Genomic DNA, 18,066 nt, shown 5'->3' with positions numbered 1-18,066 from the left:
AATGATTCATCAAAAAAATCCCGATGATGGTTATGGTCAAGACCCCATTTAGTGGACATTGAAAAAACACCTAAGCTAGAAACTGGCGTCGGTACTCTACCGGCGTCAGTTTGTTTAATTTACGCTGTGGTCGTCTTCGGTTGTAAAAACGTATGTATTTCTCAATTCGTCTTTGTGCCTCTGCCAGATTTCGTATATCATAGGGATAGAGTCCTTCCGTTTTGAGATGCGAGAAGAAACTCTCCATGGAGGCGTTGTCTAGGCAATTGCCCCGGCGAGACATGCTGATTTGGGCGCCAACCTTTGGCAGCATGTCGTGGTAAGCATGAGACGTGTACTGGAACCCTTGGTCGCTGTGAACGACCAATCCGGTCACGTCTTTTTGCTTTGCAAATGCCTTGGCAAAGGTCTGGAGGACCAGCTCATTGTCGTTACGTTCGCTAAGTTGGTAGGCCACAATCTCGTTATTGAATAGGTCTTTGACTGCTGAGAGATACAACCAGCGTTCGCCTACCCGGTATTGAGTCACATCCGTCACCCATTTCTGGCTTGGTTTTTCGGCTGTGAAATTTCGCTTAAGCAGATTATCAGCTACACGCTCGGCAGCCTGGTATGTCATATTAAATCGACGTTTCCGGCGAATGCTGGCTTGAAGACCGAGCTTTTGCATAAGGCGCAGCACCTTCTTGTGATTCATCCATACACCTTCATCCTGCCACAAGAACAGCTGGATCTGCCGGTAGCCATACCTTCCTTCGTAGCGTTTATACACCGTGCGGATGAGTCGTTTAGCACCGGCGTCTGGGTCGTTGTTCTTCCGCTTCAAATATGCGTAGTAACCACTTCTAGAGACGCCAAGGAGTTGGCAGTATTCAGCTACTTGGCCGATGTCCGCTGCTTGCTCAATGAGCTTGAAGCGCTGTTCTTTCCCTCCCGCATCCAGATTTCCAAACACTTTTTTAGCATCGTATTCTCCCGTTTCAACTGCTGAACATATCGCTCCTGATCTAAATATTCTTTCCGCCTTCCTCGTTGATCCAATAGACCAAACTCACCTTTCTCACGGTATTTTCGCATCCAACGCTTCATCCGACCCTGATCTTGGATTCCGAAATGATCGTTGATCTGCCGATACGTCCACTTTTCCTCTACGTGCAGGCGAATTGCCTCCACCTTGAGTTCCTCGGAATACGTCTTAAACTTTTGACCTTTAATAGCCATTAAAAATGCACCCCCTAGAAATTCATCGGTTAAACCAAGGGGTTTTTCCAATGTCTATTCTAAGGGGTGCACTTCAGGTTATCCATCGGGATTTTTTTTGATCTTAGAGATATTGAGATGTTTCAGATTTTCAGATGTTTCAGATATTCCAATACCCCGACATTCGAATGTTACTTAGGCTGATGGAGTTAATGCTTCTTTTCGGTGACTGCGCCATTGAGAAATGAATACGCCAGCCAGCACTAGCATGGCTCCGATATATCCCTGCATGGTTAGTATCTCCCCGACAAAAAGAAAGGCGAACAGGGCCGCGAATACAGGCTCCATGGCATACATCAGACCGGTTTGCGTTGGAGCCAAATATTTTTGGGCTACAGGCTGGGCTATGAAGCCAAAGGCACTGCAAATCAGACTAAGGGCCAGAATGGCTATCCATCCGTTAGGTGTATGAGGCAGGGCAGGCGACTCGAAGATGAAGGAGAAGAGAAGCCCGTATGCCGCTGTGAACCCTAGTGAGACGATGCCGAGATTGATGGAATCGGTCTTTTTGACCGCAGCAGTTGTGACGAGGATGTACAAGGCATTGCAAATTCCCCCTGCGATGCACAGCACGTCGCCAGAATGTACACGTAAATCGCTATTAAGCGTAAGCAATCCAATTCCGATGATCGCTATAATTGCCCCCAATAGATGATTTTCGGCAAGTCGTTTGCGATAAAAGAGGACATGGAGTAAGGGGACAAAAATCACCGTAAGACCGACCAAAAAGCCAGCATTGGAGGTGCTGGTTGTTTTTAGACCAAAGGTAATGAATGCGAACACGCCAAACAGAATCAGCCCTAACAAGGCGCCATACTTCACAGTCGTCTTGTCGATTTGCTTCAGACGCTTGAAGAATAAGGCGCCCGTAATTAGGAAAGCGATCCCGAAGCGAAGTGCAATGAGATTGAATTCCTCAATGGACCCCAGCCCCATTTTCATGAATAAATAGGATGAGCCCCATCCCAGGGTAACAAGCAGAACTAGCATACTGGCCTTTTGTGCATTCATTGTTTTATACGCTTCCTTTGAGCTATGTAGTAGATGGGAGTAAATATGTATTTCAGACGTAGGTTTCTCTGAAATCCTTCTCTAGTATACTCGGATTTCAATACAAGAATATTGAAGGTTTGTTATACTTAGCATGAGAAAAATTCATGGAAAAATAGCCCGAAGGTGGGTCGCTAATCCGCTTAGAGCATTGCATCATAATGTAGAGATGTAGAGATGTAGAGATGTAGAGATGTAGAGATGTAGAGATGTAGAGATGTAGAGATGTAGAGATGAGGTGTAATGTGAGTATTCATAAATATACGATCCTTATGAAGGTCGTAGAGTTGGGTAGTCTGACCAAAGCGGCTGATGTGTTGGGCTTTACCCAGTCAGGGGTGAGCCATGCCATTAGCAGTCTGGAGGAGGCGTTGGGTTTTACACTGCTGCTTCGCGGAAGGTCGGGAGTAAGATTGACCTCCAACGGAGAGCAGCTACTTAAGCCCATAAGGGAAATGCTCAATTGGAATGAGCAATTGAAGCAGGTAGCCGCCTCCATTCACGGACTGGAGACAGGTACGGTTCGCATTGGCACCTTTACCAGTGTGTCCGTCCATTGGCTGCCTCAAATGATCAAGGAATTCCAGAAACAATATCCCCGTGTGGAATTCAAGCTGATGGAGGGCGATTACGAGGAGATTGAGAACTGGATTGCTGAGGGTCAGGTGGATTGCGGATTTATCACGATTCCCTCTCGCGAAGCCTTCGACGTGTATCCGCTACGAAAAGAACGGATGCTAGCCATCGTGTCCATGGAGCATCCGCTTGGTCATCTCCCTTATTTTCCTTTGGCTCAGGTGGAGTCGGAGTCGTTTATTGTCCCAAGGGAGGGCTCGGATTATGATGTCCGCCGGATTATGGAGAAGGCCTCGCTCAAGCCCAACATCATGTTCTCTTCCAAAGATGACTATGCCATTATCGCTATGGTGGAGAATGGTCTGGGTGTAAGTATACTGCCGGAGCTTGTCCTGCAGGGACGTGCCCAGCATGTGCACTGTATGGAACTGGATGTGCCCAGCTACCGCTTTTTGGGCATAGCCGTTCATACGATGAAGGATGCCTCACCAGCTACCAGGCATTTTGTCAGACACGTTCAGCAGTGGCTGGAAACGACGGTTACGCCGTAGAGAACGGTAGTAATGGCGCTAGGAAACGAACAGAAAACATAAAACTAGAGGCTAAAGGAGTGCCACAACATGAATTACCAAGAATCGTTGGAACAATATATAGAGGCTACGAATTCACATGATTTTGCGAATGTTCAAAAGGTGCTGCATCAAGATGCGATATACTGGTTCACGGATCAGACTTGTACGACGATGGCCCAGATTCAGCAATATTTTGAAGCCGCATGGGACACGATTAAAGAAGAGGTCTATACTGCAAAGGATGTACAATGGATCGCAACAGATGACAATGTGGCAACATGTGTGTATACATATCACTACCATGGACTGCACAATGGCAAGCGAGTGTCAGGGAGCGGTAGGGCGACGAATGTCTTCATAAAGGATCACACGAATGAATGGAAGCTGATTCATGAGCATCTGAGTAGTCTTTAAGTACCGATATTATTGAGCATTGAGCATACTGGTGAGGGTCCGCACAGATAACTGGTGGCCCTCTCTTCTGTCATTTTTAAACTATAATAACGTATTCAAGCAGGAAGAAGGGACCCAGCCCAGCTCCCCTTTCTCTGTCTTGCAGTAGGTCCAGGCATTCAAATGCTTCAGCCCAAGCAACACTTCTCCTTCGAGCACGGTAAGCTCATGAGCAGAGTAGTCCTGAAGAACCTTTGCAATGCCAGAGTCATCGGGTGTCGTTAGCATTTGCTTGGGCACCCATCCTTCTTTGTCAGTAAGAAGAGATTTGCAAAATATCCAATTTGGGTATTCTGTATCCTCTGCTCCGTATAGCACTTCTTGTTGTGCCTGCAGGATGATCGGGTCGGGGTAGGTCGATTCGTGGCTCTTAATTACTATATAACGGTGCAAAGTTGCGCCTCTCCTTTCATCTATGGGGCTGTGTTACTGAAGAGAATATATCATGTTAGATCCCTGTTAAAAAAGGGGAGATTGTGAAGCGGCCTAAATCCAAACTTCCTTATGGTATAATGTCCGTATTTAGCGGAGGTGATGACTTCTTGAAAGCATATCATTATAATGCAGAACCAGCTTACCGTGCGGACCCGGATATACATTTGCAGTACTGGGGAAGGGAGGAGTGTGTGCCTGGACATGCTGTAGGTCCCTTGGTGCGCGATGTCTACAAGATTCATTTTATACACAAAGGTTCTGGAAGGGTTCAGGTTGGGGAGCATACCTATACATTGGGAGCTGGAGAGGCTTTTCTCATATATCCAGATGTCTTGACTTACTATGTAGCAGATCAGAACACACCTTGGGTGTATTCGTGGATCGGATTTCATGGGGAGCAGGTCAATTCCGTGTTGAACCGTACCCGACTTACTCCAGAGCAGCCTGTATTTCCGATGGATCTGAGATTCATGCCAGGAATGTATGATTTGCTAACAGAAGCTTCCACTCAGGAGACAGGGTCTGATCTACAGCTTCAAGCTTTAATGTATGGATTTTTGTCAGTTCTTGTGGAGACGGTCCCTTACACAGCTGAACGAATCTCTGCCCCCAGAAAGCAAGACGTATACATCGTGGAGGGGATTGAATTCATTCATGCGCATTTTCATGAAGCCATCTCCATTCAGGACATCGCCGCATATCTGGGGCTGGACCGCAAGTATTTCTCTACGATCTTCAGAGAAGCTGTTGGTGTCCCTCCGCAGCAATATCTGCTGCAATTTCGAATGGATAAAGCGTGTGAGTTGCTGAGGAAAAAGCGGTATTCAGTTGGAGAGGTAGCGAGATCTGTAGGGTACCAGGACGCATTATTATTCTCCAGAATGTTCAAAAAAGTCAAAGGCACTGCTCCAAAGCATTATTATTAGTGTCTTGAATGTATCGAATGTGCCTATAGAGTCGTGCATCCGCTAACCGTTACTCCCCCAGATCATTCAACCTGAAATCAGATCCAGTGAAGATATTAGCCTCCACTACTAATGTATACTCATCCCTATAAATGTAATTATAACTATCGTCTATAAACGACATTATTCCATAAACAACACCCTTACTGCTATAGGAACTATCCGTCATAATCGTTAAACTGACCTTAGTTCACAAGGGAGGGATTCAATATGACATACCAAGCAAATGATAGAAGATATGACACAATGCTATATAATCGCTCTGGTGCGAGCGGACTGAAGCTACCAGCCATCTCACTTGGGCTATGGCATAACTTCGGGGGACATGATTCGTTTGAAAATGGGCGAACTATGGTTCGCAGAGCTTTCGATCTGGGGATTACCCATTTTGATCTGGCGAATAATTATGGGCCGCCGCCAGGCTCGGCAGAAGAGACCTTTGGCCGATTACTTAAGACCGATCTGTCTGCATACCGGGATGAGCTTATCGTCTCCACGAAGGCTGGTTACTACATGTGGCCCGGTCCTTATGGGGAATGGGGCTCTCGGAAGAATCTGATCGCAAGTCTGGATCAAAGTCTAAAGCGGCTGCAGCTTGATTATGTTGATATTTTCTACCACCATCGCCCGGACCCGGATACTCCACTGGAAGAAACTATGAATGCGCTCGCACAAATTGTTCGCCAAGGTAAAGCCCTCTATGTCGGTCTATCCAACTACAGTCCTGAGGCGACTCGTGAGGCCTCGCGCATATTGAGGAGTCTGGGAACGCCTTGTCTGATTCATCAGCCTAGATATTCTATGCTATCCCGAGGTGTCGAGGATGGATTGCTGGATGTCCTGGAAGAGGAGAAGATCGGTTCAATTGTATTCTCTCCATTAGAAAAAGGTATCCTGACGGATCGCTATCTAAACGGAATTGCTCAAGATTCGCGTGCGGCAGGATCAAGTCCGTTCTTGAAGCCAGAGGATCTTAATGAGCAGCTTATGGGTAAGGTCAAAAAGTTAACAGAGCTTGCTGAGCAGCGTGGCCAGAAGCTCTCGCAGATGGCACTAGCTTGGGTACTGCGGGGCGGACGCGTGACCTCTGCGCTCATCGGAGCAAGTAGAGTCAGTCAGATCGAGGATGCCGTCGGTGCGTTGTCGGCTCTTGAGTTCACCGAAGAGGAGCTAGCGGCCATTGATGCTATTTTAGCGTAACTGAAATTTAATATGTTCTAGGTAACTTAATAAGGAGTGAAATCGCTAATTGCAAAAGAGTTGCCAAGGATAGGGGAGGAATCCCTTATCCTTTTTTTATACGTTTTATATCAAATTAGTCCTTATAATGACTACAAATCAAATTTCTAGATGTTATATTATGTAATTAATTCATTAATAAAACATCATTGGTAAACGAGGTTGTATAAAACGGGTATAAGTCTTAATACCTAGGTGTTTGCTGTCGATATATGTAAAGAACTATAAATTGGAGGTCAGCGATGAAAAAACACCGTAAAAAGGGAAATCTTAAAAAGAAAACAACTACTGTCATTTCCCTAGCTATGATATTAACATCCCAAGTGTCTCAATATGGTCAAATAGTGAGAGCGGCGCCATATGCGGAGCCGGTGACGAGTATAACTCTGTCCTCCAATCAAAAGGTAAACTTCAAGCTTGATCAAAATCATAATTACATAGGTACTCAATATCAAGACGATATCATTAAAATCTCGACCGAAGCAGATAACACTCTGAGCATCGAACCTTTGCAAGAGGGCAGTACATTTTTTAATTTGAATATATTCAATCAGCAGAGCACGCTTGTTCAGCCTTTTGTTGTGAATGTTGTGGATGCTGGAGAAGACGGTATTGTAGATATCGGAGATATCGTGAGCTATTTGGATATAGTTCCGCCTACTGTGGCTAAGGACGATGTTCGAAACATGTTAGGAAACATAGATTATCGAGTAATTTCGCCCACAGGTAATCAAGCACCGCTCATCATGTGCCAGCCATTAGTAACGTATAACCCGAACGATGATACATTTACGCCAGCAGACCTCCCTGTGGAATACTGGTTCGAGGATCCGAATGGAGATGCGCTGTCCTATGCAATTGTCCAGGAGCCGAGCTCACAGAGCGGTCTGAATTTGGACTTGCAGGGAAGTATTTTAAACATAGGAGGGACTCCGACTCTCCCGACTACCTTCACGGTACGAGCAACAGATCCGCAAGGACTGTATGCGGATGTGGAAGGCAAGCTGGACTTCGTGCCCGAGGCGCTAAGGTCTCATGGTGCGGTGCAAGTAAGTGGTCCGTTAACTCAGGTTGATCTGAATGAGTACTTCGTGGATCGGGATAACGAGATGCTCTCTTTTGCCTTGGGCAATATGAGCCACCTAAGTCAGTCGTTTACAGCATGGATCGAAGGGGATCAGTTGCTGTTGAGTGGTATGATCGTGCAACCGATGGAGATTCCTGTATCGGCTATCGATGAACGAGGAAATACCGCATACAACAAAGTGGAATTAATCGGTGAGAACCAAGCACCGCTCATCATGTGCCAGCCATTAGTAACGTATAACCCGAACGATGATACATTTACGCCAGCAGACCTCCCTGTGGAATACTGGTTCGAGGATCCGAATGGAGATGCGCTGTCCTATGCAATTGTCCAGGAGCCGAGCTCACAGAGCGGTCTGAATTTGGACTTGCAGGGAAGTATTTTAAACATAGGAGGGACTCCGACTCTCCCGACTACCTTCACGGTACGAGCAACAGATCCGCAAGGACTGTATGCGGATGTGGAAGGCAAGCTGGACTTCGTGCCCGAGGCGCTAAGGTCTCATGGTGCGGTGCAAGTAAGTGGTCCGTTAACTCAGGTTGATCTGAATGAGTACTTCGTGGATCGGGATAACGAGATGCTCTCTTTTGCCTTGGGCAATATGAGCCACCTAAGTCAGTCGTTTACAGCATGGATCGAAGGAGATCAGTTGCTGTTGAGTGGTATGATCGTGCAACCGATGGAGATTCCCGTATCAGCCATTGATGAACGAGGAAATACCGCATACAACAAAGTGGAATTAATCGGTGAGAACCAAACAGCAGTGACGTTAAGACAGACAACAATTTCCATTGACCCGAATGAGTACGTGCCTTTAGTAGATCCCAATGAAGACAAGCTTGTAGAAGATTCAAATGAAAATGTGTCTGTGGAAGAAGGGATTGTTGAAAATGAAGATCCTACTGTGAATACGATTGTTCAGGAGTCGGTTCCGCCAAGCGGCCAGCTCAGTCAGGTCGACCTTCAAGCCTATTTTATGCACGAGGGTTCTGAATACCATTCCTATACCCTTGAGGACAATGCTAGCGGTGAAGCTAATGCCTGGATCGAGGAGAATGTCCTTTACATTTCTGGAGAGATGCCATCTTCACAGGTCGTTGCTATCAGGGTAGAGGACGAGCAGGGAGTCTCGGAAGTCAAATATGTTCAACTACCTCAGACAGAGTGAATTTCGTTGTAGAAACCGACTAGAAGGGACATAGCCATGAATCAAAGGCATAAGCAGATTTCAGACTTAATATTGCAAAAATCTTATGAATCCGCCGAGTTAATAGCCAAGCGGCATGTGCAGGAGTTCCCGCTTGATGGTCAAGGGTGGCTGCTGCTGGGAGAAGCATTAATGAACCAGAATCAAGGTCAAGCAGCACAACGACTGTTCGACCGTGCGTTATTTCTCGATCCGAAGGGGAAATGGATGCCTTTTATGAAACGTGAGCTGGAGAACGTAAATCACAGTGAGGCAGTCAGCGAAGAGATCGAGCAGCTTCTATCCGTTCCCAGAGTTACTGTCTCTGCCGCAATCATCGTAAAAGATGAGGAACGCAGCATAAAGAGGTGCATACAGAGCATTCTCCATGCGGTGGATGAAATCATCGTTGTGGATTCAGGTTCAACAGATCAGACTTTATCCATCTTGAAGACCTTTCCACAGGTCAAGGTATTTACGCTGAAATGGAATGACAATTTTGCAGAGCTTCGCAATGAAGCTCTGCGGCATGTCACCTCGGATTGGGTATTTTGGCTCGATGCGGATGAATGGCTTCACGAGGAGGACAATGACCTTATTCGTCTGGCTGCAGGTCTTTATCACAATATGGATGCCTTGATTCCGGCATTGCAGCCTTGTCTTATGAATTACGTGAAAAGTGGACTTATCCAGGAATACTCTGTTCCACGTTTTTTTCAGATGAACAGGGGTATCTATTATAGCGGGCGTATACATGAGCAAATCGCTACAGAACAAGAAGGAATCTTTACCACGAATGTTCTGCATAAGCCGATTGGCATTCGATTGTATCATGATGGGTATAAGCCAGAGATCAAGACCCAAAAAGACAAGGCGACCAGAAATATCAAGCTTTTAGAATTAATGACGGAGGAGGATCCAACGAATCCAGGATGGTGGTATTTCCTTGGGCGAGAAACAATGGGCTCTGAGGATAAGACAAGAGCAGTAGCCTATTTTGAGAAGGCAATTGAACTAGGGAAGTCCTATCGACAATTTGGACGTATCGCAGAGATTTATATGTTGCTAGGTAAGATTCATAGATCACGGAACCAACTGGAGCTGGCTGAAGAGTTTTTCATGAAAGCTTTGGCCGTTCATCCAGACTATCCTGACGCTCATTTTCAACTAGCCCATATCTCGACGCTCAAAGCCCAGCAGCTATTGGCGGATGCCTTGAAGCATGTACAAGAAGCTGCCAGTGGCTTCCATACCTATCGCGGTGCGGTTGCTCCAGATCAGGATATCCATGTATGGAAGGCTGACGCTTTGCGATCCGATATTCTAGTGCTTCATGGTCATTTTGCAGAAGGCACAGCCATACTACAGGAGTTGAAGGCTAAAGATCCTCATGCTGGCAATATAGATAGAAAACTTGAATTCATGAAACAGCAAACACAGCGAGTACAACAATTATTTCAGTGAGTCTAACACGCTCCTATGTGAAAAAGAGGGATATTCTAATGATCAAAATACCTCGTGTTTTAATGCTCTTCCTGGTCATATCAGTCTTGATAACAGGCTCCTATGGCGTGAGCGCAGCGGCATTTGAGAGCGGAGGTGCTTATCTTGCTTCTGTGAAAGGTGAGGTAAGTGTGACCAAAGCAGGAGGAGCCCAAGCCATACCGGCCTTTGACAATATGAAGCTATCCCAGGGAGATCAGATTATTACGGGTGACAATGGAAGTGTTACGATCAAGGTCAAGCAACCGGAATCAGAAAGAACGCTGGGCCACAATTCGAATGCAACCATCACTAAGCTTAGCCAGAGTGCGTCTGGTAATACTTTTTCAATCAAGCTCTGGAATGGATCGATGTGGAGCTCTGTGGCTTCTTTAGGTGGAGCCGATCAGGACACCATTGAGACACCAGGCTCCACACTTCGTGTCAAGGGAACTCAATTTTATGTTGGTATACAGTCCGATGGTACATTATCGGTGTTCGTGGCCTCAGGTCTTGTCGCTGCAAGCTTCGATGATTATCTATCTCCGGCATCACCTATTCTAATAGCACCGACGCAGCAGCTGAATGTTAATGCCCTGTCTCTGCCTGCGCAGCTACAGGATGCCGTATCTGTAGTGGATGTAACGAAGCTCGCCAATCAGGCGGATCCTGTTGTCCTACAAGCCATGATCAGCAGTGCTGCTGCTATTACTTCAGAGAATGACGAGCTGAGATTACAATTGCAGCGTTCTTTGGGAGAACAAGTTCAACCAGCACTTCAACGCGGCGGTATTTCATCTGACATCAGTATTAAGGGACAAGAAGATCTTGATACCTACTTGATGAATATCAATAACCTGGTATCCAATATTGCCTCTGAGGCTGTCCGACTTGGCAAGATTCAATCGAACGCGATGAATGAGATTCTTAATCAGGTCAATCGAGAAATCCCGAATATAGATCAGAAGATTCGCTTGAATCCTATTCAATCCATCAATCCGCTAGGAGGTGTGGATTCAGGTGTTGCTCAGCAAAAAGAGCAGGAGTTATTGCGCTTGGAGGCCTTCCGGAAAGAAGCGGAGCAGAAGCAGTTGCGTCTTCAGTCTGAAATCAAAGCCAAGCTGGGCGAAACGATGCAGCAGCTGCTAAGCATCCAACAAGAGCTTAATGCGGCTAATCAGTCAATTCTTGAGCAACTTCAGAGTGAGGCGGAAAAAATGTATATTTCTCAGTTATCGGCAGATCAACTTGCGAGCTATCAACAGAACAAGCAGCAGCTGAAGAACGAAAGCTCAAGTTCTCCGAGCACACAGAACGCGAATACGAACACGAACACAACAGCACCTGCTATACCAGATCGTTCTAATTCCCGGGTTACGCCCGATATCACTTTGGTTCAAGACAAAACAGCACAGGGCTTCAACCTGTCCATTCACTTCAAGCGGTTTACGGGCTCAAATGCTTTTTACGGAACAGAGTTTCACTTTGTCAGTGACAATAACCTGGAAGTTGTGAATCCAGACAATCGTTTCTTGAATGAATCCTATTTTGCGTCTACTAATAGTGTGGACCTCGTTAAGAGCCAAATGGGAACAGTAGGTAGCTCTGCAGCGACCAAGAAGGAGATCATTTATGCAGCAACCCAGTTCGGAAATGCCTCCAACATCACAATTTCGGATGGAGTGCTGGCTACGATCCCTTTCTCTGTGACTGGAGATGGGACGCTCAAGCTGTCCTATGTGAAGATCGTAGATAAGACTGGGAAGGTTGTTTTGGAGTTAAATGATCCTAATCCTGGATTGCCTCCAGTCCTTACCTTCACGAAGTAATGACCTAATCCCATATTTCAGAAAATCAGCTCACAAGGAGTATCTATGAACTTATTACGAAGAACAGCTCTTGCATTCACGGCTTCTGCTCTTGCTTTTAGCTTGAATGTCGTACAAGCCGATGAGGTTACTCCACCATCCAGTGCTAATAACAGCATGATGGATCAGACTAATATAAGTGCCGGTAACGGAATGTATGGTGAGCAGGAAGGGGCTGCTTCTACAGCTTCCTTCAGGAGACCAACAGGTATAGCAATTGGCGCGAGTGACGATTTGTACATCTCGGACACTGGCAATCATAAGATTCGTAGATTGAGCTCGGGTACTGTCAGCACCTATGCGGGCCCTTCATCCTCTGTGCTTAGAGATGCTGGAGGGCAACCCTTGGGTGCTCTCCTGAATGGCAGTAAAGCAAGTGCCCTGTTCAATACTCCAGCCGCATTAGCTTATGGCTCTGACAAAAGTATCTATGTGGCAGACAGTGGTAACAATGCTATCCGTAAAATCGCTCCTTCAGGAGCGGTTGTTACGATCGCTGGAAATGGCAAAATCGGTGCGAAGGATGGTAAAAGCACTGAGGCTACCTTTTATCAGCCACAGGGCATTGCTGTAACTAATAGTGGCGTTATCTACGTAGCAGATACACTCAACCATGTCATTCGCAAAATTACGTCCGATGGTACAACATCTACGTTGACGGCTGCATCATCCAGGGTTGTTGAGCATCATCCAGGTCTTGTACTTGCAGCCGGGGATTACAAGGACGGTCCGATTAATCAGGCGTTATTTAATGAGCCTACAGGGCTTGTGCTAGATCCTAAAGGGAATTTATATGTCAGCGATTCGGGAAATCAACGGATTCGTTATATTGATTTTGCTACCGGCGAGGTGACAACCATTGCGGGTGCTCCTTCAGCCGGGGGGATCTCCGTCTATAGTAAGAATGCCTTATATGCAACGGGTAGTTACAAGGATGGAGCTGCTCATGCTGCAGCGTTTTATTTTCCAAAAGGGATCGCCTTGGATGAATCAGGAGGCCTTCTTATCGCAGATTCTCTCAATCATGTCGTGAGATATCTCAAGAATGGACGTGTCACAACGATAGCCGGCAGTCAATCTGGAGAAGTCGGATTGCAGAATGTTCAGGGGCGCACCGTACTTTTTAACACCCCACAGGACGTAGCAATCGCATCAGATGGAACCATCTATGTGGCTGACTCAGGTGATAACGTCATTAGGAAAATTGCGCCTACTACGTTATCAGTAGATGTCAACGATCGTCCATCTGGCATTAAGGTCATGCTCGGAACAGAGCAGATCAAGTTTGATGCGCCTCCAGAGCTCAAAGACGGCAGTGTGATGGTGCCTATACGGCAAATTGCTGAGACACTTGGCTACAAAACTACCTTTTCGCCGGATGGCCGCACTGTGAGCTTGGTGAAGGATAACCGTGCGATCCAGCTTAATCCTGGTTCCAAGAGCTTTACACTTAAAGAAGCTAGTCAAGTAGCGAGCACTGGAGCATTGAATGCAGCACCTTATGTGAACAAGAACAGAGTTTATGTTCCTCTTCGTTTTGTGGCAGAACAGCTTGGGATAGATGTGAAGTGGTCTCCAGAGACTCAAACGGTCATACTCGACAACAATGGATAACTAGACTGCATTAGATAAAAGAGGGCAACGAGATCCATGTCGTTGTCCTCTTTGTTGTCCACATCTAGGTCGTATTTTCCTTTTTCTGATCCAATGAGCCCTCTTTCTAGTTCCGTCACCCATCCATCAAGGCCTACAGCTCGCTCTAAATTGCTCTGGTGTCATATGAACGACTTTCCTGAAGCACTGAATGAAATAGCTGCTCTGTGAGAAGCCAGAAGCAAAGGCGATGTCCTTAATTGTCTTATTCGTTGAGACCAGTAGCTGCTTCGCATGCAGAATTCGGGACTCAAGTACATATGCCGTGACTGTCTTACCCATGAACTGGTGGAACTTGCGGCTAAAGTAGGGGACACTATATCCCGTGAATTCGGCTAGGTCAGCAACCGATAACGATTGAGTACAATGGGACCGAATATAGTCGGCAGCGGCGTAAATATTAGGAATGGCCGGATCTCGTGGAAATGAGAGCGGCGATGCGCCTTTGATAATGTGCAACAACAGCTCATAGAGTACGACAGAGGCACGGATCTCCTGATCAAGGTCAAATGCTCTGCCTAGCTGCAGTAGCTCCTCCATCCGTTGGTTCACCGCAGAGATATCCTCCAGCTCGAACAGCCACACTTCCCCAAGCCCCCGTGCCCTCAACAGTGCTTCCATACCATGCGTGGCAAAGTGAATCCAACGTATATTCCAAGGATCATGAGGTGCTGCCTCGTAGTGCTGCGAAAGACCAGGTCCGTACAAGAATCCGGTTCCTGCACCAAGCTCAAAGCGTGTGCCGGACCAGGTCACATAGCCGCTTCCATCAAGAATAAAGTGAAGATTGTACAGCTGATTCAGCTTCAGGTCATTCGTCTGGGGCGACCGCTGAACGGCATGCGTCGGATCGTCCTTGTACCCGCCAATAAAGTCTGGATAACAGATGTAATGCTGCATGGAAGGGGGTGGAAAGAATAAATGCTCCCTCATGATGTGTACCTCGCAATGAGAAATTATTGTTATGGAACCAATCTATTATATCATTCTGTCTGGTATATACTGCGCTTTGAAGCACAAAAAAATGATATCAAGTCAAAAACTCATTATATACGCTTACAAGGAATCATTCTAAAATGGTAGCATCAGGAGAACGGAGGGAATGTTCATGACTAAATCCATTCAATTAGATGCTTTGCAATTAGGAGTCTGCTACTATCCGGAGCATTGGTCCGAAGCGCTGTGGGAGGATGACTTTCAGCGAATGAGGAGCATGAATATTTCATATATTCGCATTGCTGAATTTGCCTGGTCCATTTTGGAGCCGGAGGAGGGCCGGTTTCAATTTGAGCTCTTCGACAAGGTTCTGGACTTGGCCCATCAGTACGAATTGAAAGTCATTATGGGTACACCAACAGCAACACCACCAGCTTGGCTGACACACAGGTATCCAGAAGTGCTAAATGCAACGTCTGAGGGTGTGCCTTATCAGCACGGTATGCGCCGTCACTATAATTACAGCAGTACGAAATATCGGGAGCTGTGCGCGCGAATTACCCGAGAGATGGCTAACCATTATAAGGCTCATCCGGCCATTGTAGGCTGGCAGATCGACAATGAGTTCAACTGTGAAATAAATGTGTTCTATTCTGAAGCAGACCATGTGGCATTTCGAGCTTGGGTGAAGGAGAAATATGGAACGCTGGAGGCCCTTAATCATGCCTGGGGAACCGTCGTATGGAGTCAGACCTATAGCGATTGGGAGCAAATATATTTGCCGCGTAAAACGACGGCTGACTCGCCTAACCCACATCATACGCTGGATGAGAAGCGGTTTATTTCCCATAATGCGATTACATTTGCTCAGATCCAGGCAGATATCATTCGGGAGCTCGCCCCGCAGCACTGGATTACGACCAATGGTATGTTTGGACATCTGGACAGTCATGCACTGACCGAGTCCATGCTGGATTTCTTCTCTTATGATTCCTATCCTCAATTCTCTACGATCTTCCCGGGGCAGGAGGATAAGCCACTACTTGACCGGAAATGGAGCCTGAATCTAAGCGCTGTGCGTGACATATCGGGTAATTTCTGCATTATGGAGCAGCAGGCTGGTCCTGGGGGATGGGTGAACCGGATTGATATGCCGTCCCCTCGACCTGGTCAATTACGGCTATGGACATATCAGTCGGTACTGCATGGAGCTGATCTTGTCCTGTACTTCCGCTGGCGTACAGCGACCGTAGGGACAGAAATCTACTGGCATGGTCTGAATGACTACCACAACAGGCCTAACCGTCGCGTCTTGGAGGCTACCCAAGTAGGGCAAGAATTCGGAGTGATCGGCTACGAGCTTGCAGGTACGAAATATATGGCTGATGTAGCGATTTTGCGGGATTATGATAATGAGTGGGACGGAGAATTCGATGTCTGGCATGGTCCTCTTACAGCCCGTAGTGTCAACGCCTGGTACAAGCAGCTCCAGTACCGGCATATTCCGGTAGATGTGGTCTATTTACGGGATCAAGACCTGACTGCATTACAGAAATATAGACTGCTGATCTATCCGCATGCGGCGATTATGACCGATGAGGCGGCGGAGCTATTGGAGAAGTATGTAGCGGGGGGAGGTACAGTCATCTTCGGTGCCCGAACCGGGTACAAAAATAAGCATGGTCATGCTCGTATGCAGCCGCTCCCGGGACCTGTAGCTGCATTGTGCGGAATATCCGTGAGTGATTTTACACTCATTAAAGGCACGGTGCAGCCTTCGGTATTGAAATGGGAGGGCGATGGCCCTTCCCGGGATACCGTTGCCGATGCCTTTAATGACATTTTGCAGCTAGAAGATCCAAACGTAGAGGTCGTGGCTACCTATGCTTCAGATTACTATGCAGGTAGTCCGGCTATGACAAAGCGCATACATGGGCGTGGAGCAGCTTGGTATTACGGAGCGGCATTTAACGAAGCTGTTGTGGATACGCTGATAGATAGGTTGGAGCTGACCTCGCCGGTGGCACAATGGCTTGAGGTGCCGGAGCAAGTGGAGATAGGCATTCGCGAAGGGAAGGATGCGCGCTACGTATTTCTTCTCAATTACGGGTCTGATTCCGCAGAAGTTGTACTACATGAGCCTCGCAGGGAGCTACTCACTGGAGAGAAGATTAGTGGACGGGTGCACCTTCCAGCCTATGGCGTGATGATCATGGAGTGGCCCTGTGTGATAGAATAATTAAGATAGGCTAGACCTTGAAGCACGGGGGAGTAAGACAATGAATAAAACCGAAAGACAGCTTGCTATCACGCTAGAGTTGCAGCGGAGTAAAATGCTGAGAGCAGAGGATCTGGCGGCTCAATTCGAGACAAGCGTCCGGACGATCTACCGTGATATTCAAGCATTAAGTGAGGCGGGGGTTCCGATATTTGGGACTACGGGACAGGGGTATTCTTTGCTGGAAGGCTATTTTTTACCCCCGATCGGTTTTACGACAGAAGAGGCTGTTGCTCTGCTCATGGGTACGGATTTCATGGATCAGAGGCTGGATGCCGATTTTGCAAGTGTAGCTCAATCCGTACGACGTAAAATTGAAGCGGTATTGCCTGAGCCCGTACGAGTGGAATCAAGACGCATACGTGAGACAATGCGGCTCATTCATGTTGATGAGCCAGTAACTGGTCGGAAGGAAAAGGATTATCTAACCATAGCTCGGCATGCGATTATAAATAGGCGTAAACTAAGCTTCGGGTATGTAAAGAAACTGTCTGAAGCAGACGGGAATCGGAAAAGCTGGCGAAAGGTTGATCCTTACGGGTTAGCGCTTGTTCGGGGACATTGGATGTTGATTGCACATTGTAATTTTAGGCAGGAGCTTCGCCATTTCCGATTGTCCCGAATGACGGAGTTGACCTTGCTGGAGGAAGGCTTCGCGTTCCCGACAGGGTTCGATCTGAATCATTACCGTCCGCCGGATGATCGTCATGTAATCGTAGTGGTAAGGGTGAATCAGAGCGTGATCGACAAGATCTTAGAATCAGGAAGCTTCTACATGGAAGCACTGGTGGAGGAGAAGGATGAGATTCGGGTCACTTTTCGAGTCAGACAGGCTGAAGAGCTGCTCCCTTACATCCTGACCCTGGGAGGGGATATCGAGGTGCTGGAGCCGAAGTCCTTCCGTGAGCGCGTACGACAAGAGATCGAGAAAATGTTTAAGTACTACTGACACGCTGTTGTCAGTAGTGTTTTTTTATATTCGAGTAACACAAATAGATAGAATTTCTGAAATCATGGGAAGAACAG

General features: G+C 46.9%; 15 protein-coding genes. 10 read left to right on the top strand and 5 right to left on the bottom strand.

Annotation, left to right across the window (positions count from 1 at the left end; all coding sequences use genetic code 11):
• Window positions 1–70 precede the first annotated feature (70 nt).
• The 3 genes from MKX74_RS18655 to MKX74_RS18645 all read right to left on the bottom strand — a co-directional run bounded on the left by MKX74_RS18655 (window position 71) and on the right by MKX74_RS18645 (window position 2,271).
• Entirely contained in the window at window positions 71–955 is an 885-nt protein-coding gene (locus tag MKX74_RS18655; protein WP_169445793.1) for an IS3 family transposase, read from the bottom strand.
• Complete coding sequence (locus MKX74_RS18650) at window positions 877–1,221, bottom strand: helix-turn-helix domain-containing protein (protein WP_028592002.1); 345 nt, start codon at window positions 1,219–1,221, stop codon at window positions 877–879. The genes MKX74_RS18655 and MKX74_RS18650 overlap by 79 nt, the downstream gene beginning before the upstream one ends.
• A 174-nt stretch (window positions 1,222–1,395) precedes the next feature.
• A complete protein-coding gene (locus tag MKX74_RS18645; RefSeq protein WP_341179393.1) occupies window positions 1,396–2,271 on the bottom strand; it encodes a DMT family transporter in 876 nt (291 codons plus the stop codon).
• A 284-nt stretch (window positions 2,272–2,555) separates the two neighbouring features.
• On the opposite strand from MKX74_RS18645, the gene MKX74_RS18640 reads away from it, so the two are divergent.
• Window positions 2,556–3,437 (top strand): LysR family transcriptional regulator, encoded by an 882-nt coding sequence (locus MKX74_RS18640; protein ID WP_341179392.1) that lies wholly within the window; start codon window positions 2,556–2,558, stop codon window positions 3,435–3,437.
• A 69-nt stretch (window positions 3,438–3,506) separates the two neighbouring features.
• On the top strand, window positions 3,507–3,872 hold the full coding sequence (locus MKX74_RS18635; protein ID WP_341179391.1) for a YybH family protein: 366 nt from the start codon (window positions 3,507–3,509) through the stop codon (window positions 3,870–3,872).
• Between the two features lie 81 nt (window positions 3,873–3,953).
• On the opposite strand, the gene MKX74_RS18630 is transcribed toward MKX74_RS18635, so the two are convergent.
• The gene (locus tag MKX74_RS18630; RefSeq protein WP_018888000.1) at window positions 3,954–4,304 is read right to left on the bottom strand and encodes an SH3 domain-containing protein; all 351 of its coding nucleotides are present in this window, start codon (window positions 4,302–4,304) and stop codon (window positions 3,954–3,956) included.
• 149 nt (window positions 4,305–4,453) lie between these two features.
• Between MKX74_RS18630 and MKX74_RS18625 the strand changes: the two genes are divergently transcribed.
• From MKX74_RS18625 to MKX74_RS18600, 6 genes are all read left to right on the top strand, one after another.
• Window positions 4,454–5,272, top strand: coding sequence for an AraC family transcriptional regulator (locus MKX74_RS18625; RefSeq protein WP_341179390.1), 819 nt, complete (start codon window positions 4,454–4,456; stop codon window positions 5,270–5,272).
• 249 nt (window positions 5,273–5,521) lie between these two features.
• A complete protein-coding gene (locus tag MKX74_RS18620; protein WP_133567387.1) occupies window positions 5,522–6,511 on the top strand; it encodes an aldo/keto reductase in 990 nt (329 codons plus the stop codon).
• A 344-nt stretch (window positions 6,512–6,855) separates the two neighbouring features.
• Window positions 6,856–8,805: a hypothetical protein gene (locus MKX74_RS18615; RefSeq protein WP_341179389.1), complete on the top strand. Its 1,950-nt coding sequence runs from the start codon at window positions 6,856–6,858 to the stop codon at window positions 8,803–8,805.
• Window positions 8,806–8,877: 72 nt separating this feature from the next.
• On the top strand, window positions 8,878–10,287 hold the full coding sequence (locus MKX74_RS18610; protein ID WP_341179388.1) for a glycosyltransferase: 1,410 nt from the start codon (window positions 8,878–8,880) through the stop codon (window positions 10,285–10,287).
• 38 nt (window positions 10,288–10,325) lie between these two features.
• Complete coding sequence (locus tag MKX74_RS18605; RefSeq protein WP_341179387.1) at window positions 10,326–12,134, top strand: FecR domain-containing protein; 1,809 nt, start codon at window positions 10,326–10,328, stop codon at window positions 12,132–12,134.
• Window positions 12,135–12,179: 45 nt separating this feature from the next.
• Window positions 12,180–13,787, top strand: a complete 1,608-nt coding sequence (locus MKX74_RS18600) for an NHL domain-containing protein (protein WP_341179386.1) — start codon at window positions 12,180–12,182, stop codon at window positions 13,785–13,787.
• A 126-nt stretch (window positions 13,788–13,913) separates the two neighbouring features.
• Here the strand turns inward: MKX74_RS18600 and MKX74_RS18595 are convergent, their stop codons facing one another.
• A complete protein-coding gene (locus MKX74_RS18595; protein WP_341179385.1) occupies window positions 13,914–14,759 on the bottom strand; it encodes a helix-turn-helix transcriptional regulator in 846 nt (281 codons plus the stop codon).
• 175 nt (window positions 14,760–14,934) lie between these two features.
• Here MKX74_RS18595 and MKX74_RS18590 point away from each other — a divergent pair, with 175 nt between their 5' ends.
• Both MKX74_RS18590 and MKX74_RS18585 read left to right on the top strand, forming a co-directional pair.
• The gene (locus MKX74_RS18590; RefSeq protein WP_341179384.1) at window positions 14,935–17,001 is read left to right on the top strand and encodes a beta-galactosidase; all 2,067 of its coding nucleotides are present in this window, start codon (window positions 14,935–14,937) and stop codon (window positions 16,999–17,001) included.
• A 40-nt stretch (window positions 17,002–17,041) separates the two neighbouring features.
• Window positions 17,042–17,989: a helix-turn-helix transcriptional regulator gene (locus MKX74_RS18585; protein ID WP_341179383.1), complete on the top strand. Its 948-nt coding sequence runs from the start codon at window positions 17,042–17,044 to the stop codon at window positions 17,987–17,989.
• Window positions 17,990–18,066: the final 77 nt, after the last annotated feature.

The organism is Paenibacillus sp. FSL K6-1230 (genome assembly GCF_038002385.1).
Classification (GTDB): Bacteria; Bacillota; Bacilli; order Paenibacillales; family Paenibacillaceae; genus Paenibacillus; species Paenibacillus massiliensis.
Note: the sequence above shows the minus strand (reverse complement) of the source record. Positions and strands in the feature narration are given on the sequence as shown.